Origin of the sequence: Phocaeicola coprocola DSM 17136 (genome assembly GCF_000154845.1) — a bacterium.
GTDB classification, from domain to species: domain Bacteria; phylum Bacteroidota; class Bacteroidia; order Bacteroidales; family Bacteroidaceae; genus Phocaeicola; species Phocaeicola coprocola.
Map to the genome: position 1 here is coordinate 1 of NZ_DS981482.1, position 19,006 is coordinate 19,006.

Below are 19,006 nucleotides of genomic sequence, written 5' to 3' on the forward strand. Positions count from 1 at the left end.
CCAGCAAAGTAACTCGTATGCCTTTCATCAATCATGATATAAAGTACGAAAATCAGGCAGTACGCAAACTTTTATCGTTTATCTATATATTTTATGATATCAATGTATTAATATAATCTTTCGGACTGACGTACATCTGTCAACTACTATACTTTCCGTAAGATAGGCCATGTCCGACCATTGTATCCGGTAGCATTTGGAGACTTCATCAAACACAGGTTTCTTGAATCTCCCCATGACAGGACGTTTCTCGTAAAGCACATAAAATCCGCGTTCATAATGAAGTATTTTCACAACTTTTCGGTTCCTGGACATGAACATATATACATTGGATGCATCGCTCGGGTCAAGTGACATCTCTTCCCTTATACTCTCACACAGGCGGAAGATTCCTTTCCGCAAATCCACATTACCGTTGAACAGGTAATAGTTCAGGTTAGCGCTAAGTCCAAGCATATCATCCTATCATTTTATTAAGCAACAGACTCAAATCAAGAACTGTGGTATTTCTTAGGAACAATGTGGCACCTGATGTCAATTGCAGTTTTACCCACTTAATCGGAGATTCACCTTCAGGTTGTTTCACCTCCAACTTTACGGTTGGACTGTTGCAAGGCTTGCCGGTTATCCGGACTTTGGCAACCTTGGGCTGCTCAACCTGGACTGTCTTGCCTAACTTTTCGCTCCATAGCTGATGACGCTGCCAGTTCATGAACTTGTCGTAATTTACTCCATAATCCGCACAGAACTCACGAAGATCCTTGGTCTCACTGCATAACTGATAGAGGTCATATACCTCCTGGTAGTTTACTTTTTCTTTTGCCATAATCATTGTTGTTTAAGGGTTACGGCGCAAAGGTAGGTTTAGGGAACATGCGTGTCAAGGCGGAAAATAGAATGGTTACTTTGAATTCCTATTAAACACGGATTTGTTTAATGATTTGTTACAAAGGAAACTCTTTTTTCCGTAATATCAAAATATTAATTAAAGACTTTGATGAAAAAGTGAAAAAACCTTTTAAAAAGAAGAGTATAAAGTTTTGCCTCCTTTTATAGGAAAAGACAAATTATTTATACAAAAAGACAAAGATTCTACAATAAATTTTCATATAGAACAGCTGGTCGACAAAAGGAGAACATAGACCCTAAGACATTACACCCTCTGTATTTTTCATTATTCAAAGACTGGTACAATACCAAGTCATTTACATATCATGAAAATACAGAGGGCGTCTTTAAAAAGAGCACAGTCTATAGACTGACTAAATTACCTGTTTAATCCAATTTCAACACAGCAAGGAAAGCTTTCTGAGGCACTTCTACCGTACCGATCTGCTTCATACGTTTCTTTCCTTTCTTTTGTTTTTCAAGCAACTTACGCTTACGGCTCACATCACCACCGTAACACTTGGCTGTTACATCCTTACGTACTGCTTTAATCGTTTCACGAGCAATAATCTTAGCACCGATAGCTGCCTGAATGGCTATTTCAAACTGCTGACGGGGAATCAGCTCCTTCAGTTTCTCGCACATGCGACGTCCCAAATCGTATGCATTATCAAAATGAGTTAGGGTAGAAAGTGCATCTACAGATTCACCGTTCAACAGGATATCCAGTTTAACAAGTTTCGAAGGACGGAAGCCCGACTGATGATAATCAAAAGAAGCATATCCCTTCGATATACTCTTCAACTTATCGTAAAAATCTATCACAATTTCACCCAACGGCATTTTATAGTGAAGCTCTACACGATTACCCGAAATATAATCCTGACGAACCAGCTCACCACGCTTACCCAAACACAATGTCATAATCGAGCCAATATAATCGGTAGCAGTAATGATGGACGCATCGATATAAGGCTCTTCGATATGATCGATAAGAGTCGGATCAGGCATGCCACCAGGATTATGTACCTCCTGCACATTTCCCTGCTTATCATACACCATATATGACACGTTGGGAACAGTCGTGATGACATTCATATCAAACTCACGGTCCAGACGTTCCTGAACGATTTCCATATGGAGCAATCCCAAGAATCCGCATCGGAAGCCGAAGCCCAATGCCAATGATGATTCCGGCTGGAAAGTAAGTGAAGCATCATTCAGCTGAAGTTTCTCCAACGATGCACGCAGATTCTCATAATCCTCAGCCTCTATCGGATAGACACCGGCAAAGACCATAGGCTTAACCTCTTCAAAACCATCGATAGCTTTATCACAAGGACGAGAAATATGAGTAATCGTATCGCCGACCTTAACTTCCTTCGAGGTTTTGATACCGGATATGATATAACCAACATCACCGGTACGAAGCTCCTTACGAGGAACCATATCCATTTTCAACACTCCAACCTCATCGGCATCGTATTCTTTTCCAGTATTGAAGAATTTAACTTTATCACCGGCACGAATCACTCCGTTTACTACCTTGAAATACGCAATGATACCTCTAAACGAATTGAATACAGAGTCGAAGATCAAAGCTTGCAAAGGTGCTTCTTCATCTCCCACCGGGCATGGAATCCGTTCGACTACCGCCTGAAGAATCTCTTCTACGCCCATGCCGGTTTTTCCAGATGCACGGATAATATCTTCACGCTTACACCCCAACAAGTCGATAATTTCATCTTCCACTTCTTCCGGCATAGCACTCGCCATATCACACTTATTCATTACCGGAATAATCTCCAGGTCATGTTCCAGTGCCATATAAAGATTAGAAATGGTCTGTGCCTGCACTCCTTGCGAAGCATCTACTACCAATAAAGCTCCTTCACATGCAGCGATAGAACGAGATACCTCGTAAGAAAAATCGACGTGCCCCGGAGTATCAATCAGATTCAGTATATATTTTTCACCTTTATAGGTATACTCCATCTGAATAGCATGACTTTTGATAGTTATACCACGCTCGCGCTCCAAATCCATGTCGTCCAACATCTGTCCTTCTGTGACCTTCACTGTCTGAGTATACTCCAGAAGGCGGTCTGCCAGTGTAGACTTTCCGTGGTCGATATGGGCAATAATACAAAAATTACGTATATTCTTCATTTCTTACTTTTATTATTTTCTGATTCTTCCGGCAGCGTAACATTATTTTACGCCATGCAAAGATAGCGAAAATTGAATAAGGCACAAAAAATCATCCTTTATTAGAAGACAGATTGAGCGCAATCTCGAAAAATTACTCTATTTTTGTACCGATTTTTATTATAAGACTCACAATATGATTACACTCGATTTGGCATCTACCACTTTTTTGCTGGTTGCAGTCTGTGGCATACTTTGTGCGATTCAGTTATGTTACGTTTTTGGAATCTACAACCGCATACATCGGCATTTCAAAAAAAAGAATGAAGCTGCCGGCACAGAACTTCCACCACTATCAGTTATTATCGTGACCAAAGACTCCGGAAGTGCATTAACCAAAAACCTTCCTGCCATTCTCGAACAAGATTATCCGGAATTTGAGGTAGTTGTCATCAATGACAAGTCGGCTGGAGAAGATGAAAACATCCTGAAGTTATTATCCGACAAATACAATAATCTGTATCACACCTTCATTCCGGAAACTGCCCGCTACGTCAGTCGGAAAAAGCTGGGCATCGCAATGGGAATACGTGCCAGCCGTTATGAATGGCTTGTAGTTACAGAACCTTATTGCTGTCCTGTCAGCCGGAACTGGCTGAGAAGACTGGCCGAACAAATGACTCCAAATACAGATATCGTACTAGGATACAGCAATTATCTACCCCAAAAAGGATGGTTTGCCCGACGAATCACAACCGACTCATTTTTCCATTCACTCCGGTATTTAGGTATGGCTTTAGCAGGCAATCCGTATATGGGTATAGGACGTAATCTGGCTTACCGAAAAAGTTTGTATGAAAAGCATAAGGGTTTTGCAGATCATCTGCAACTGCAACGAGGAGAAGATGACTTATTCATCAATGCAGTTGCAAACAAATACAATACTCGTGTAGCTTCAGGAGAAGACAGCATTGTCCGCATGCCGGTTCCTCCTTACAAGCGTATCTGGTTTGAAGAAAAAATGAATGCGATGGTTACCGGACACTATTATCAGGGCATGGCAAGGTTTATCAATGCTATCGACACATGGACCTGCGGACTATTTCATCTAGCTACAATTTCGGCTTTGGCATTCAGTATTATAGAGCAACAATGGATCGGTATGGGCCTCATTGTCTTGTTTTGGCTAATCCGTTTTATTTCGACAATGACTGTCTTTCACCATACGAGCCGCGATCTGAATGAAAACCTATGTTGTATTTTCCCATTGTTTGACATTCTTCGTCCATTATGGAGTCTGGTACGGCAAATGCAATATCTGCTACGCAAAAAGAAAGACTTCCTAAGAAAATAAAGAAAGAATACATAAAGAATTAGATTATCATCTATTGAACAGCTCGAAGGTAAATTTACATCCCACAGATGTGAATTTACCTTTTTCATTTCCCACGAATACCCCAAAATCAAACAGATGTGTACCTATTCCATAACCTAATTCCAGATAGGGATTCAAATGAGGCATGAACAAGATACCTGCATAAACTCTTTCCTTTTGAATAAACGACAGCAACCGACTTACAGGATATAATAATAAAAAAGGAGTTTCATATGTCATATTTCCACGGAAATAATGACGTGAGGCATTATACCAGCGCCCATCCAGCATCTGAAATGTACCTCCGATATCATCATTCCATCCTTGAGGCAAATTGCGATTGGCAAAATTCACATAATCCACAAAATACATATCATTCTGATTTGTAAAAAAACCTCCACCCAGATGATAAGCAATCGTATGCAGGTCACGAACACGTATCTTTTGCTCCGCTGAGAATTCAAAACGTTCATATTCCCCTGAATTCTTCATTATCTTTATTCCACGTTCATAATCTATAAGGAAAGTAGGATAACTCGAGCCAACATTCACCTTTCGATTTCCGTTTATATAATAGTGCATACCCGGTGTCCATTCAACACGCAATCGAGGAGCAAAACTGTTATACTTCAAACGTACCCGGCTTGCCACTTCCGGAGTACTTTCTGCTGCATAACGCCAGTGCATGGCCACCCCTGTCCATAAAGTCAGTCCGTTTATAATCTCAATATTATGAGAAATATTCAGATATACATCCTTAAAGTAATCCAGTTCAAGCCCATCAAAGCTAAACAGACTGTCCGGCATTTCTTTCAGTTGGTCGAGCACCAAACTACTATAGATACGGTTACCGTTTCCTACATTCACAGAAACAGATCCATGTTTCATAGGGTTGTAAACATATTCTGCATCCATTTTAGCATAAAGCTCTTTCTTCGTAAAATTATAACCGATCTGAGGTACGATGTGCAATAATCTCCCATCGTGGAAAAGTTTATTATATTTAAACTCCTGACGATACGAAATTCCATTGCGATGGCTATAACTTACGAGCAAAGGGTTTATTAAAGGAGAGCATGTAATATTACCAACTTTAGATATATCAATATCATAACTACTAATCAAGGCATCTCCCAACTGTCCGATATACACCAGATTTTTCTTAAATTTAGTTTCTACTCTTTGCAAAGTATCTCCCTGTTCCTTGCGGCGACGCTCATCGAAAGACAAATATAAACTGTCTTCCCAATCGGTAAGAGGCAAAGGACGAATACAGGCAAACGAATCACGATCCTGAACCAAACGTGTGGTATCACAAGTTAACGTGTAAGAATTAGACAAATTATATTTATGCCGTTTCTTCAGCAGTACATCCATTTCTTCTTTTTTCTTAAAAATAACCTCATCATACTTTAGCCAGCCCGTATAATTCATTTCCAGGTTATTACGCAAAAACTTAAATACGATATCCAAATTTATCAGCTGAGGAAGATACTTTGTTTTTTCCGTCTCCCCCATACGCATTGCCACATGAAAGCGAATCAGGTCGTACGTTCCATGAAAATTCAGATAACGTATCGTCCAGTCATTCGTAGTTATCCAAAAAAATCCCTCAAGCAACTGGGTACTACGATAACGGGGTATTACACGTATTTTATAAACTTCTCCCTCCTTCCAGTAATCGATCGAATCAAGCAGATAATAATAATGTACACTAGACTGTTCGTTAAGTGGTGAAAGAACTTTGTCTTCCATCAACGAAGGAGCATAAATATTAAACTTAACAAAATCCATTATATCAAAAAAACGGCTGTTACCTCCCGTAAAAGTTGTAGAAACAGCACGAATCTTCCGGTCGTATATATGAGGAGCCGTATAATGTAATTCGCTGATGGACTCATGTATATAGTCATTTACTCCCTTCTCAAAACGAAACATAGAAGGAACATACTTGATGATTCTATTTTGCTTATGAATCTGCAACCGACCTTTCAGGTACAAATCGGCTTTATACTCTCCCACCTCTTGAGCATAGACTGATGCCGAATGAAAAATATGGGAAAGTACAGAATCGGTAACATGTGGTTTGGAAAGATAAGACGGCATATTATCCCCTCCCCTTGCTTCAGTGGCAAAACTTAAAGCAAGAAGGTACATTAACAATCGGAATATAATATGATATATATTTCTTAATTTTCCCATAAACAGAAGCAAATATATAACAAATCCATATGTACACACGACATTTTTCAAGGATAAAATTAAGTTTTTAAATTTTTCTTCCTACCTTTGTGCTACAAAACATGGTTTTATAGCAGTTATGGTCAAGAAGGAATTAACAGAAGCCGAGATTGCCGAAAGTATCCCTGATTTGTGGCAGCCTCTTACCGAATCGCAACGTGAATTACTTGCGCAAAATTTTACAATACAGAAATATAAAAAAAACGAAACAATCTACTGTGAAGGAGAAACTCCCATGCACCTGATGTGCCTGCTCAGTGGCAAAGTAAAGATATACAAGGATGGTGTAGGCGGACGCAGTCAGATTATTCGTGTCATAAAGAATAAAGAATACTTTGCTTATCGTGCTTACTTTGCAGAGGAAAACTTTGTAACAGCAGCAGCGGCATTCGAGCCATGTACAATGTGTCTGATACCCATGCCTGTCATTATCAAGTTAATTCAGGAAAATGCAGATCTGGCAATGTTCTTTATTCGCCAATTATCAAAAGATTTGGGTATTTCGGATGAACGTACGGTAAACCTGACTCAAAAACACATTCGAGGACGTCTTGCCGAATCACTTCTGTTCCTTAAAGATACTTATGGAGTAGAAGAAGATCAATGTACACTTAGCATTTATTTGTCAAGAGAAGATTTGGCTAACTTATCCAATATGACTACTTCGAATGCTATTCGTACCTTATCTAATTTCGCAACAGAAAAACTGATTATTATTGACGGACGTAAGATAAAGCTAATTGATGAAGAACGTCTGAAGAAAATCAGCAAAATAGGATAGCCTCATACCAAGACATATAAAATGTCCTGATATTTTAGTGAAAGTCGATAACCTTCTTTAAAATATCAGGACATTTTTATATGGTTACTGTAAAAATACCCTTATTCGAATCTTACGGATTTAGCCGGATGAATACGACTGACAAGATAGGAAGGTCCTACCAACATTAAAACAGAAACTATCAATGTACAGATATTCAACAACAGCCAGACTCCTATATTCAGCTCAACAGGAACAGAATCGACATAATATGTCGCCGGATCTAGTTTTACAATTTTGAAGTAATACTGTAGAATACAGAAAGAAAGAGCGACAATATTTCCCCACAGCATACCTTTTCTGATAAGAAGTACGGAGAACGAAAGAAAAATCTTTCGGACAGCAGTATTATCAGCTCCCAATGCTTTCAGCACCCCTATCATATTTGTACGTTCCAATATAATAATCAGCAGTCCGGAAATCATAGTAAATCCTGCAACACCAACCATCAGAATCAGAATAACCCACACATTAACATCAAGCAAATCCAACCATGCAAATATCTGAGGATATACTTCTTCTACTGTACGCGAATAATACATATTGCCGTATCGATCACTCTTTTCATCAAACAAACCACGTATATTATCGTTGACCTGCTCGAGTAATGCATAATCACTGACTTCAATCTCCAATCCTCCCACCTGGTCTTTTTCCCAATTATTCAGACGAACGACTGTATATAAATCCGTTATCAAAAACAAATCGTCATAGGCAGAAAAATTTGTTTGATAAATACCAGAAACAGTAAGTCGACGAGCACGAATATTGTTCTCCAGATAATAAGTATACAGATTATCCCCAACCTTTAAAGACAAACGGTCGGCAATGGTTCTCGATACAAGAACTTTATTGCTGGCTATCGAATCTGTAAATGCTGGAATTTCTCCCTCAAGAAGATGGTTTTGCAAAAAAGTCATATCATACTCCTGAGCTATACCTTTCAGAAGCATTCCCTGAAAATTATCAGCAGTCATAATCATCCCCGGCTTACTGGCATAACGCTGTACATGGCTCACAGAAGGTAAGCTTCTTAACACTTGCATCACACTGTCTCCTCCGGCAACCGGAGTTGTCTGGTATGCCTGAGCCTCATCCATACTAGTAACAAGAATGTCCGAACTAAGACCGATAACCTTATCGCGTACCTGATGCTTAAAACCAATGACAACCGCCACCGAGATGATCATTACAGCCAGCCCAATAGCAATTCCAGCCATCGCAATACGTATGGCTGGCTTTGAAACTTCCTTTCCGCCTTCATTATCTTTATAGATACGGCGTGCAATAAAAAGCTTCCAGTTCATATCATTCGTCTACGTGTCCGGGATATGCTTCAAGGGCTTTACGCAACACAAACAAAGCACGCGCCAGGTCTTCTTTTTTCAGAACATATGCAACACGTACCTCATTGCGACCTGCACCCGGAGTCGTGTAAAAGCCTGCTGCAGGAGCCATCATTACAGTTTCTCCTTCATAATTAAAATCGCTTAAACACCATGCGCAGAACTTTTCCGCATCGTCAACCGGAAGTTTTGCCACGGTATAGAAAGCCCCCATAGGAATAGGTGAATATACTCCTGGAATACGGTTCAAGCCATCAATCAGACATTTTCTACGCTCTACATACTCATCATACATTTCACGAGAATACTCTTCCGGTTCATCAAGCGAAGCCTCTGCCGCAATCTGCCCAATCAAAGGAGGACTTAAACGTGCCTGACAGAATTTCATAACAGCTTTACGGACTTCTTCATTCTTGGTTATCAGAGCACCGATACGGATTCCACATTCAGAATAACGCTTAGAAACAGAATCAATCAAGACAACATTCTTTTCGATTCCTTCTAAATGACATGCTGAAATATATGGAGAACCTGTATAAATAAATTCGCGATAAACTTCATCAGAGAACAAGAATAAATCGTACTTCTTAACCAAATCGCGAATCTGATTCATTTCCCGACGAGTATACAAATAACCAGTCGGATTATTGGGATTACAAATCAAAATACCTTTGGTCCGTTCGTTTATCAATTCTTCAAACTTTTCTACCTTAGGCAAAGAAAACCCTTCTTCAATCGTCGTTGTTACTGTACGAATTATAGCTCCCGCCGAAATAGCAAATGCCATATAGTTAGCATATGCAGGTTCGGGCACAATAATTTCATCACCCGGATTCAGACAACTCATAAAAGCGAACAAAACAGCTTCAGATCCTCCGGTAGTAATAATAATATCATCAGCATCAAGGTTTATATCGTATTTTTTATAATAGCCCACCAGTTTTTCACGATAGCTACGATAACCTTGACTGGGACTATATTCGAGAACTGTACGGTCTATATTACGAATCGCATCGAGGGCCGCTCGAGGTGTAGGCAGGTCTGGCTGACCAATATTCAGATGATATACATGAATTCCTCTTCCTTTTGCAGCTTCAGCCAAAGGAGCCAGCTTACGAATAGGTGACTCTGGCATTTCGTTTCCTCTAATGGATATTTGTGGCATAAATAAACAATTTGATTTTAATGTGGCTACAAATATAACCCGAAAGAACAAAATGCACAACATTTCTTATAAAATAAATCCAAAGACGTATTGAGTGAAAAGACTAAACAGGCTCTAAACTCTATCAAAAAACATAAAAACTTCACACAACTTCAGAGAGCCAAAAAGAAAAAAATGTATATTCGTAAATGTTAAACCATTACATATAGAGCTATGAATTTATACCTTATTATATTCACATCCGGAAGTTATAAAATGGAGCAAATTTATCAAAGCCATAAAGAATTGTTCATGGCTTTAGAAAAGCATTTTACCCTCCATTTAGTAAACTATAAAGAAGTAGAAAGTATTCCAGCCAATGCATATAAAATGGCATTTATAGCAAGCGGAGGTGTAGAAGATTGTGTCATCAGAAATTTCAGTATACTTCCCTACCCTATTACACTACTCTCTGACGGATTGAACAACTCGCTTGCTGCCGCTCTGGAAATAGCAGCCTGTGTACGCAATAAGGACATGAAAGTACGCATTATCCATGGCCATACAAGCGATATGGCAAAACAAGTATTATTACACCACAAAGCTTTTGCAGCCAAACGTTCGTTAAAAGGCAAACGTATCGGAGTCATTGGAACTCCGGCTTCATGGCTGGTAGCCAGCCATGTGGACTATTTATTGGCAAGTCAACGATGGGGAGTAAACTATATAGACATACCTCTTCAGGAAGTCTACAAACGGTTCTATGAAATCACAGATGATGAAATCGGACTTGAAGCTTCTATCTTTGCCAACAAAGCAAAAGCATGTCAGGATGCTACAGCCGAAGATCTTTTAAAGGCCATGCGTTTATACAAAGCCATCAAACAGCTATGTGTATCAGAGCAACTAGATGCAATAGCCTTATCTTGTTTTGCCCTTGTAAAACAATTGAATACCACAGGATGTCTGGCACTATCCTTATTAAATAATGAAGGAATACCGGCCGGTTGCGAAGGTGATTTACAAGCTATCATGACCATGCTGATGGCTAAGGCCGTAACCGGACAACCCTCATTTATGGGAAATCCATCATTTATCGACGTCAAACGCAACGAGCTTCTGTTAGCCCACTGCTCTATTGCGACTAAAATGGTTAATGAATTTATCATACGCGACCATTTTGAGACCCAAAGCGGAATTGCTATACAAGGACTGATGCACGAAGGAGATGTAACAATTTTCAAGTGTGGTAGTGAATGTCTGGACGAATATTATCTAGCAGAAGGTTATATGACTGAAAATACAAATCTTTCAACATCCTGCCGTACACAATTAAAAATCAAGCTAAACAAGCCTGTCAGCTACTTCCTGACCAATCCATTGGGCAACCACCATATTCTGCTTCAGGGAAGCCATGCCGATGAGATACAAGAGTTCATGCAACAGAATCGGTGTAAGCCACGCGAATGAACAAATAAATTATCAGTGTAAGAGTTTTTATTAAAATTTTAGTGTACATTTGCATGAACATTGTCAAACTAACACAGAAAAAAAATTCATTATGATGCATAATTGGTTCGAATGTAAAATCCGCTACGAAAAAGTTGCGGAGAACGGCATGAACAAAAAAGTAACAGAACCTTATCTGGTAGATGCACTCAGTTTTACAGAAGCTGAATCACGCATCATCGAAGAAATAACCCCATTCATCAGTGGAGAATTTACGGTAGCAGACATTAAACGAGCTAACTATAGTGAACTATTCCCATGTGAAGAAGATGCAGCCGACCGCTGGTTTAAATGCAAACTGTATTTCATTACACTCGATGAAAAAAGCGGCGCTGAAAAGAAAACAGCAACAAACGTACTGGTACAAGCTTCCGACTTACGGGATGCTGTAAAAAAGCTGGATGAAGGAATGAAAGGCACAATGGCCGATTACGTCATTGCTTCGATTGCAGAAACAGCAATTATGGATGTATATCCCTATTCTGCCGAACCAGACGTTAAGCCGGAATTTCCAGATGCCGATAAAAGATAAGACTGAAAAAAACAACAATCAGAAATGGATATTCAAGCTAATTTAAAGGAAGTAATAGCGGAACTACCGACAAATGTACGCCTTGTAGCTGTATCAAAGTTCCATCCTGCCGAAGCTATCGAAGCTGCATATTCGGCAGGTCAACGCATTTTTGGCGAAAGCAAAGAACAAGAGCTATCCGGCAAGCATGAACAATTACCGAAAGATATTGAATGGCATTTTATCGGACACTTACAAACCAACAAAGTAAAATACATTGCACCCTACATCGCAATGATACATGCCGCCGATTCCTATAAATTACTGGTTGAGATAAATAAGCAGGCTGCCAAGCACGAACGCACTATTCCCTGCTTACTCGAAATTCACATAGCACAGGAAGAAAGCAAATATGGCTTTACATTCGACAGCTGTCGGGAAATGCTTCGTACAGGAGAATGGAAAAATCTGAACAATATCTGTATCGCAGGTGTTATGGGTATGGCGACGAATACTGAGGACGAAACAGAAATTGCCAACGAATTTCATTCTCTAAAAGTATTTTTTGATGAGCTGAAACAAGAATTCTTTTCCGATCGCCCTGAATTTAAAGAAATCTCTATGGGAATGTCACACGACTACCCGATAGCCGTAAAAGAAGGAAGTACAATGGTACGCGTAGGGAGCAAAATTTTTGGAGACAGAAACTATTAAAATCTAACTAATATGGCACAACTAAAAACAACTTTCGCAGGATTAGCACTTGAGAACCCTATTATTATCAGTAGTTCGGGACTTACTAACAGTGCTGAAAAAATAAAAAAACTAGAAGAAGCCGGCGCTGGAGCTGTTGTTCTGAAATCAGTTTTTGAAGAACAAATCAGCATGCAAGCAGGATCAATGCAGGGCTATGGTTCACCAGAAGCAGACGACTATCTGGGAGCTTACGTACGTTCTCATGCGCTTAACGAACATATCAATTTAATAGAAGAAACAAAAAAAATATGTCATATTCCTGTTATAGCTAGCATCAACTGTTACAGTGACAGCGAATGGGTAGATTTTGCTACAATGATGGAAAAAGCAGGAGCAGATGCTCTGGAAATTAATATCCTATCTCTACAGACAGATAAGGATTACACTCCAGGCAGTTTCGAACAACGTCATATAGACATTCTCTGCCACATCAAGAAAGTAGTAAAAATCCCTGTAATCATGAAATTGGGAAGCAACCTTACAAATCCGGTTGCGTTGATTAATCAGCTTTATGCTAACGGAGCTGCAGCTGTAGTTCTATTCAACCGTTTTTATCAGACTGATATAAACATCGACACCATGGCTTTCACCAGTGCCAATGTAATGAGTACTCCTAATGAACTGCCCGACCGTCTGCGCTGGACAGCTATTGCTTCAGCAGCTGTTCCACGTTTGGATTACGCTGTTTCGGGTGGCGTACATTGCGGCAAAGGAGTTATTAAATCTATTTTGGCTGGCGCAGCTGCTGTTGAAGTATGCAGTGTAATTTATCAATATGGTGCAAAAGAAATAGAGAATATGAAAAAAGAACTAAGTGAATGGATGGACGAAAAAGGTTATGAAAGCCTGTCACAATTCAAAGGCAAGATGAACGCAGAATCAGCTGGCGAAATCAATCCATTCGAACGCACTCAGTTCATGAGATATTATAGTAACAGAGAAGAATAAGAATATCGTTGCGAATTAAAAACGAATCCGGCGGACTTAGATATTTAAGTTCACCGGATTTTTTATATCCTTATCTGTATAACTTTCCTCCGCAAAAGATAAAAGTTCCAGATAGAAACAGGATCTACTTATTGCTACCACAGTATCTAGAACATTAAAAAGATACTCTCAAATGTTTTTTTCAGTAAAACATGTTACTTTTGTGATATATCTGCGTCTAAATATATAAAAGACACCAAAACTTAATTTTATGAAAACATTTACATTTGCAGCCTCATTGGCTATAGCACTGACACTGATTACTTCCGAAAGTTGTTCTTTTGCTATAGGAAATACACCTATTAAACCAAGCAAAAAATACGTAACCAAAAAGGTAGAAATCAAGAATATTAATTCTATCAGCGCTTCAACTTCAGTAGACGTTGTATACACACAATCGCAAGGAAAAGCCTATGCAGAAGTATATGCGCCCGACAATATTATTCCATACATAAAAGTCCAGCAAAATGGAAATAAGCTAAAAGTAAACTATGATTTTCCAAAAGGGAAATCATTATCCATACAAGGAAAATATGTATGTGAAGTAAGAGTTTTTGCACCGGAAGTAACAGACTTTTCGACCTCCAGTTCCTCCGATATCAAATTTGCCAACGGACTAAAGACTCATAAAGATGTCACTCTCAACACATCGAGCAGTGGAGATATCGATGCAACAAACATTACTTGCAGCAATCTGAAAATGAGCACTTCCAGCAGTGGAGATATCACAATAGATAATATCACATGCCATATGCTTAGCCTTTCAACCAGCAGCAGTGGAGATATGAAAATTAACACAGCCCGGTGTAACGAAACTGACATTAAGTCGAGCTCATCAGGTGACTGCGAGATAGAATCACTATCATGCAGAGGTACAGTAAAAGCAACAACTAGCTCTTCCGGTGACATCAGCTTATCTGGAAAATGTGAGGATGCTAATTATTCTGCACAGTCAGGAGGAAATATTTATGCCAAAAGTCTGAAATCGAAGAATGTAACAGCCTCAGCCACTTCTGGAGGAGATATTGAATGTTATGCCAGTGACAGACTTTCTACTCATACAAGCAGTGGAGGTGACATCCGGTATGCCGGAAATCCGAGAAGCATAGAAGGGAAGTCGGATAATGTATCCAAACTTTAAAAAAGTAAACGGTTAGAATCTCCTCCTCTATCTTCCACAAGAAAAGATGCTGAAAATCAAGTATTCTATCTAAATCAAGAATCATTTTCAGCATCTTTTTTCTTTTCAGACTCAGTCATATCATGCTCCTACCCAAATCTTTCATCAGCCAGACACTGCATACTTCTTCAGATAAAGATAGCAAACAGCATAACTCCAATAAATAATCAGAATATTTCACCACATAAAGTGCAAAGAATGAAACAGTATGAAGCTGTTTAATTTGGAATACTAAGAATTAAACAATATCTTTGCACAATAAAGCACATTTTGTGCACTACTAAATTTTTACATTTTATGGAAAAAAGTTTTATTGCCTTTGTAGAAGAAAGCATCAAGAAACACTGGAATCTGGATGCATTGACTGATTATAAAGGTGCAACCTTACAATATAAAGATGTTGCCCGCAAAATAGAAAAGTTACATATCCTACTTGCAGAAAGCGGAATCAAACCGGGTGACAAAGTAGCTGTCTGTGGACGAAACAGCTCACACTGGGGAGTGGCCTTTCTTGCCATACTGACTTATGGAGCAGTAGCCGTACCTATCTTGCATGAATTTAAAGCAGACAATATCCACAATATAGTCAATCACTCAGAATCACGCTTGCTCTTTGTGGGCGATGTAGTATGGGAGTCACTAAACGAAGCAGAAATGCCTCTGCTGGAAGGTATCATCCTCATGACTGACTTTACGCTATTGGTATGCCGCAGCAAACAGCTGGAATATGCTCGCGAACATCTGAATGAACTTTTCGGCAAGAAATTTCCTCGTAATTTCCGCCGTGAACATGTATCATACCGCCGCGACAATCCGGAGGAACTGGCTGTAATAAACTATACTTCGGGAACTACAAGTTTTTCAAAAGGAGTTATGCTTCCCTATCGTTCACTGTGGGCTAATACTCAGTTTGCTTTCGATGTACTGACATTAAAGCCTGGCGACAGAATTGTTTCCATGCTGCCAATGGCACATATGTACGGTCTGGCATTCGAGTTTTTATATGAGGTTGCTTGTGGATGTCATGTATTCTTTCTCACTCGTATGCCTAGTCCCAAAATCATTTTCCAGGCATTTGCTGATGTTAAGCCGCATATTGTTATTGCCGTACCACTGATAATAGAAAAAATTATTAAAAAGAACGTACTGCCTAAACTGGAAACACTCAAGATGAAAGTCTTGCTGAAGGTTCCCATTATCAACGACAAGATAAAAGCAACTGTCCGTGAACAGATGATTCAAGGGTTTGGAGGTAATTTTTACGAAGTTATTATCGGTGGAGCTGCTTTCAACCAGGAAGTAGAAAAATTACTTAAAAGCATTGATTTTCCTTATACCGTAGGTTACGGAATGACTGAATGTGGTCCGATTATCTGCTATGAAGACTGGAAACGTTTCAAACCGGGTTCTTGCGGAAAAGCAGCACCTCGTATGGAAGTACGTATCGACAGTCCCGACCCACAAAATATAGTAGGAGAAATTCTAACACGTGGCGATAATGTTATGTTGGGATATTACAAAAATCCTGAAGCGACAGCACAAATTCTCGATGCTGATGGCTGGTTGCACACGGGAGACCTGGGTGTAATGGATGAAGAAGGTAACGTAACCATCAAAGGAAGAAGCAAAAACATGCTTCTCGGTCCTTCCGGCCAAAATATCTATCCAGAAGAGATAGAAGAAAAGTTGAATAACTTACCATTTGTCGCAGAGTGTATCGTTATCCAGCAAAACGATAATAAACTCGTTGCCCTGATTTATCCTGATTTTGAAGATGCATATTCGCAGGGTATGAGCGACAGCGACATAGAAGCAGCAATGGAAGAAAATCGCACAACGCTAAATGCAGAACTTCCAGCTTATTCACAAATTTCACGAATAAAAATCTATCCAGAAGAATTCGAAAAGACTCCGAAAAAGAGTATCAAGCGATTCCTTTATCAGGATGTAAAATAAAAACTGATGAAACTTAACACCAAACTTATAAGCATGTTCCTGTCAGGTTGTCTGCTGGCAGGAACAATGCCTTTTTATGCTCAAACACGCTCCAACAAAGGATTGAAAAAAGGAGTAAATCTAGCAGCTAATATCACAAATAAGAAGAAAGAGCCTCCACGAACCTATCTGAATCTTGGCCTCATAAGCAATTATAGTTGCCTGAATGGTGTAGGGATCAATGCAATTTCCAGTATAACTCATTATCATTCCATAGGATTTCAAGTAGCAGGAATAACCAATGTTACAGGATTAAACGCGTCAGGATTTCAGTTATCAGGTATAGCTAATGTAACCGGAAAAGACACAAAAGGAATTACACTTGCCGGACTGATGAATGTAACAGGAAATTCCTCATCAGGAATCGCAGTATCTGCTATTGGAAACGTTGCCGGACTAGATGCAAAAGGTATTTTTATAGGTGGACTGGTAACCATTGCAGGCAGAAATAGCTCAGGAGTACATTTTGCAGGACTCGCCAATGTTACAAAGAAAACACAAAAAGGTGTCTTTATAGGTGGTTTAATGAATGTAAGCGGAGAAACCCTGAAAGGAGTACAGCTTACCAGTTTACTGAACGTTGCCGGAACTCAGAACAAAGGTCTGCAACTTGCCGCATTAGGAAATATAGCTGTGGATAATCGAGGAATGCAATTGGGTATCACAAACTATGGAGAACAGAACAACGGTTTGCAGGCAGGTCTGGCAAATGTATCTGTCAAAACTGCAAAAGGTTTGCAACTGGGTATTGTAAATATCAGTCAAGATAGTACAGCACATCAAATAGGCTGTATCAACATTACTCCCCATACAAACTACCAGATGATTATCTCAGGAGGCAATCTCAACAAGGTAAATCTGGCTATACGTTTTAAAAATCGACATACATATACAGAACTTGGAGGCGGAGCATTTTACTTAAATTCCGATTATAAAGCATCCGTTTCGGCATTCTATCGGGGAGGTTTATATTGTTCTCTCCTCCCGCGACTAGAGCTGAGTGCAGATGCAGGATTTTACCATATTGAAACACTTGATAATAAGAACCAAGGAATACCAGCAAGACTATATGCTTTACAACCACGAATAAACGTAGAATATCGCATAGGAAGTAAATTGGGAATCTTTGCTTCAGGAGGATACAGCTGGACCCGCCAGTATGGTCACAGTAGCATGTTCGACCACAAAGCAACCTTCGAAGCTGGAATCGTATTATTTTAAATTACTATATCTCTAAAAAAATTACCGTAACCATTCTATTTTCCGCCTTGACACGCATGTTCCCTAAACCTACCTTTGCGCCGTAACCCTTAAACAACAATGATTATGGCAAAAGAAAAAGTAAACTACCAGGAGGTATATGACCTCTATCAGTTATGCAGTGAGACCAAGGATCTTCGTGAGTTCTGTGCGGATTATGGAGTAAATTACGACAAGTTCATGAACTGGCAGCGTCATCAGCTATGGAGCGAAAAGTTAGGCAAGACAGTCCAGGTTGAGCAGCCCAAGGTTGCCAAAGTCCGGATAACCGGCAAGCCTTGCAACAGTCCAACCGTAAAGTTGGAGGTGAAACAACCTGAAGGTGAATCTCCGATTAAGTGGGTAAAACTGCAATTGACATCAGGTGCCACATTGTTCCTAAGAAATACCACAGTTCTTGATTTGAGTCTGTTGCTTAATAAAATGATAGGATGATATGCTTGGACTTAGCGCTAACCTGAACTATTACCTGTTCAACGGTAATGTGGATTTGCGGAAAGGAATCTTCCGCCTGTGTGAGAGTATAAGGGAAGAGATGTCACTTGACCCGAGCGATGCATCCAATGTATATATGTTCATGTCCAGGAACCGAAAAGTTGTGAAAATACTTCATTATGAACGCGGATTTTATGTGCTTTACGAGAAACGTCCTGTCATGGGGAGATTCAGAAACCTGTGTTTGATGAAGTCTCCAAATGCTACCGGATACAATGGTCGGACATGGCCTATCTTACGGAAAGTATAGTAGTTGACAGATGTACGTCAGTCGAAGATATATGATACTGATTATCATAAAATAATAAGATACGATAAAAGTTGCGTACTGCCTGATTTTCGTACCTCATC

Annotated in this window: 16 protein-coding genes and 1 pseudogene; 11 read left to right on the forward strand and 6 right to left on the reverse strand. The window is 39.5% G+C overall.

The window, feature by feature from the left end; translation table 11 throughout:
* Positions 1–99: 99 nt before the first annotated feature.
* The 3 genes from tnpB (BACCOP_RS10140) to lepA all read right to left on the reverse strand — a co-directional run bounded on the left by tnpB (BACCOP_RS10140) (position 100) and on the right by lepA (position 3,057).
* Positions 100–456 (reverse strand): IS66 family insertion sequence element accessory protein TnpB, encoded by a 357-nt coding sequence (tnpB, locus tag BACCOP_RS10140; RefSeq protein ID WP_007568860.1) that lies wholly within the window; start codon positions 454–456, stop codon positions 100–102.
* A 1-nt stretch (position 457) separates the two neighbouring features.
* On the reverse strand, positions 458–826 hold the full coding sequence (locus BACCOP_RS10145; protein ID WP_009131422.1) for a hypothetical protein: 369 nt from the start codon (positions 824–826) through the stop codon (positions 458–460).
* A gap of 449 nt (positions 827–1,275) precedes the next feature.
* On the reverse strand, positions 1,276–3,057 hold the full coding sequence (lepA, locus tag BACCOP_RS10150) for a translation elongation factor 4 (protein WP_007568864.1): 1,782 nt from the start codon (positions 3,055–3,057) through the stop codon (positions 1,276–1,278).
* Between the two features lie 175 nt (positions 3,058–3,232).
* On the opposite strand from lepA, the gene BACCOP_RS10155 reads away from it, so the two are divergent.
* Complete coding sequence (locus BACCOP_RS10155) at positions 3,233–4,390, forward strand: glycosyltransferase (RefSeq protein WP_007568866.1); 1,158 nt, start codon at positions 3,233–3,235, stop codon at positions 4,388–4,390.
* A gap of 27 nt (positions 4,391–4,417) precedes the next feature.
* Here the strand turns inward: BACCOP_RS10155 and BACCOP_RS10160 are convergent, their stop codons facing one another.
* Entirely contained in the window at positions 4,418–6,613 is a 2,196-nt protein-coding gene (locus BACCOP_RS10160; protein ID WP_235776960.1) for a DUF5686 family protein, read from the reverse strand.
* Between the two features lie 118 nt (positions 6,614–6,731).
* On the opposite strand from BACCOP_RS10160, the gene BACCOP_RS10165 reads away from it, so the two are divergent.
* Positions 6,732–7,433, forward strand: a complete 702-nt coding sequence (locus BACCOP_RS10165; RefSeq protein WP_007568870.1) for a Crp/Fnr family transcriptional regulator — start codon at positions 6,732–6,734, stop codon at positions 7,431–7,433.
* A 101-nt stretch (positions 7,434–7,534) separates the two neighbouring features.
* On the opposite strand, the gene BACCOP_RS10170 is transcribed toward BACCOP_RS10165, so the two are convergent.
* Complete coding sequence (locus tag BACCOP_RS10170; RefSeq protein WP_007568872.1) at positions 7,535–8,779, reverse strand: ABC transporter permease; 1,245 nt, start codon at positions 8,777–8,779, stop codon at positions 7,535–7,537.
* Between the two features lies 1 nt (position 8,780).
* Positions 8,781–9,983, reverse strand: coding sequence for a pyridoxal phosphate-dependent aminotransferase (locus BACCOP_RS10175; protein WP_007568874.1), 1,203 nt, complete (start codon positions 9,981–9,983; stop codon positions 8,781–8,783).
* 213 nt (positions 9,984–10,196) lie between these two features.
* On the opposite strand from BACCOP_RS10175, the gene BACCOP_RS10180 reads away from it, so the two are divergent.
* The 9 genes and pseudogenes from BACCOP_RS10180 to tnpB (BACCOP_RS10220) all read left to right on the forward strand — a co-directional run bounded on the left by BACCOP_RS10180 (position 10,197) and on the right by tnpB (BACCOP_RS10220) (position 18,940).
* On the forward strand, positions 10,197–11,432 hold the full coding sequence (locus tag BACCOP_RS10180) for a fucose isomerase (RefSeq protein WP_040312018.1): 1,236 nt from the start codon (positions 10,197–10,199) through the stop codon (positions 11,430–11,432).
* An 88-nt stretch (positions 11,433–11,520) separates the two neighbouring features.
* A complete protein-coding gene (locus tag BACCOP_RS10185; RefSeq protein ID WP_085960430.1) occupies positions 11,521–12,003 on the forward strand; it encodes a DUF4494 domain-containing protein in 483 nt (160 codons plus the stop codon).
* A gap of 24 nt (positions 12,004–12,027) precedes the next feature.
* Positions 12,028–12,696 (forward strand): YggS family pyridoxal phosphate-dependent enzyme, encoded by a 669-nt coding sequence (locus tag BACCOP_RS10190; protein ID WP_007568879.1) that lies wholly within the window; start codon positions 12,028–12,030, stop codon positions 12,694–12,696.
* 12 nt (positions 12,697–12,708) lie between these two features.
* Complete coding sequence (locus BACCOP_RS10195) at positions 12,709–13,686, forward strand: dihydroorotate dehydrogenase-like protein (protein WP_007568881.1); 978 nt, start codon at positions 12,709–12,711, stop codon at positions 13,684–13,686.
* 250 nt (positions 13,687–13,936) lie between these two features.
* The gene (locus BACCOP_RS10200) at positions 13,937–14,866 is read left to right on the forward strand and encodes a GIN domain-containing protein (protein WP_007568883.1); all 930 of its coding nucleotides are present in this window, start codon (positions 13,937–13,939) and stop codon (positions 14,864–14,866) included.
* A 336-nt stretch (positions 14,867–15,202) separates the two neighbouring features.
* Complete coding sequence (locus tag BACCOP_RS10205) at positions 15,203–16,861, forward strand: AMP-binding protein (RefSeq protein WP_007568884.1); 1,659 nt, start codon at positions 15,203–15,205, stop codon at positions 16,859–16,861.
* A gap of 6 nt (positions 16,862–16,867) precedes the next feature.
* Positions 16,868–18,121, forward strand: a complete 1,254-nt coding sequence (locus BACCOP_RS10210; RefSeq protein WP_007568886.1) for a hypothetical protein — start codon at positions 16,868–16,870, stop codon at positions 18,119–18,121.
* Between the two features lie 105 nt (positions 18,122–18,226).
* Positions 18,227–18,595 carry a hypothetical protein gene (locus BACCOP_RS10215; protein WP_009131422.1) on the forward strand — a complete coding sequence of 123 codons (369 nt, stop codon included), beginning with the start codon at positions 18,227–18,229 and terminating at the stop codon, positions 18,593–18,595.
* 1 nt (position 18,596) lies between these two features.
* Positions 18,597–18,940 (forward strand): annotated as a pseudogene (tnpB, locus tag BACCOP_RS10220) (IS66 family insertion sequence element accessory protein TnpB).
* The last annotated feature ends 66 nt before the right edge of the window (positions 18,941–19,006 follow it).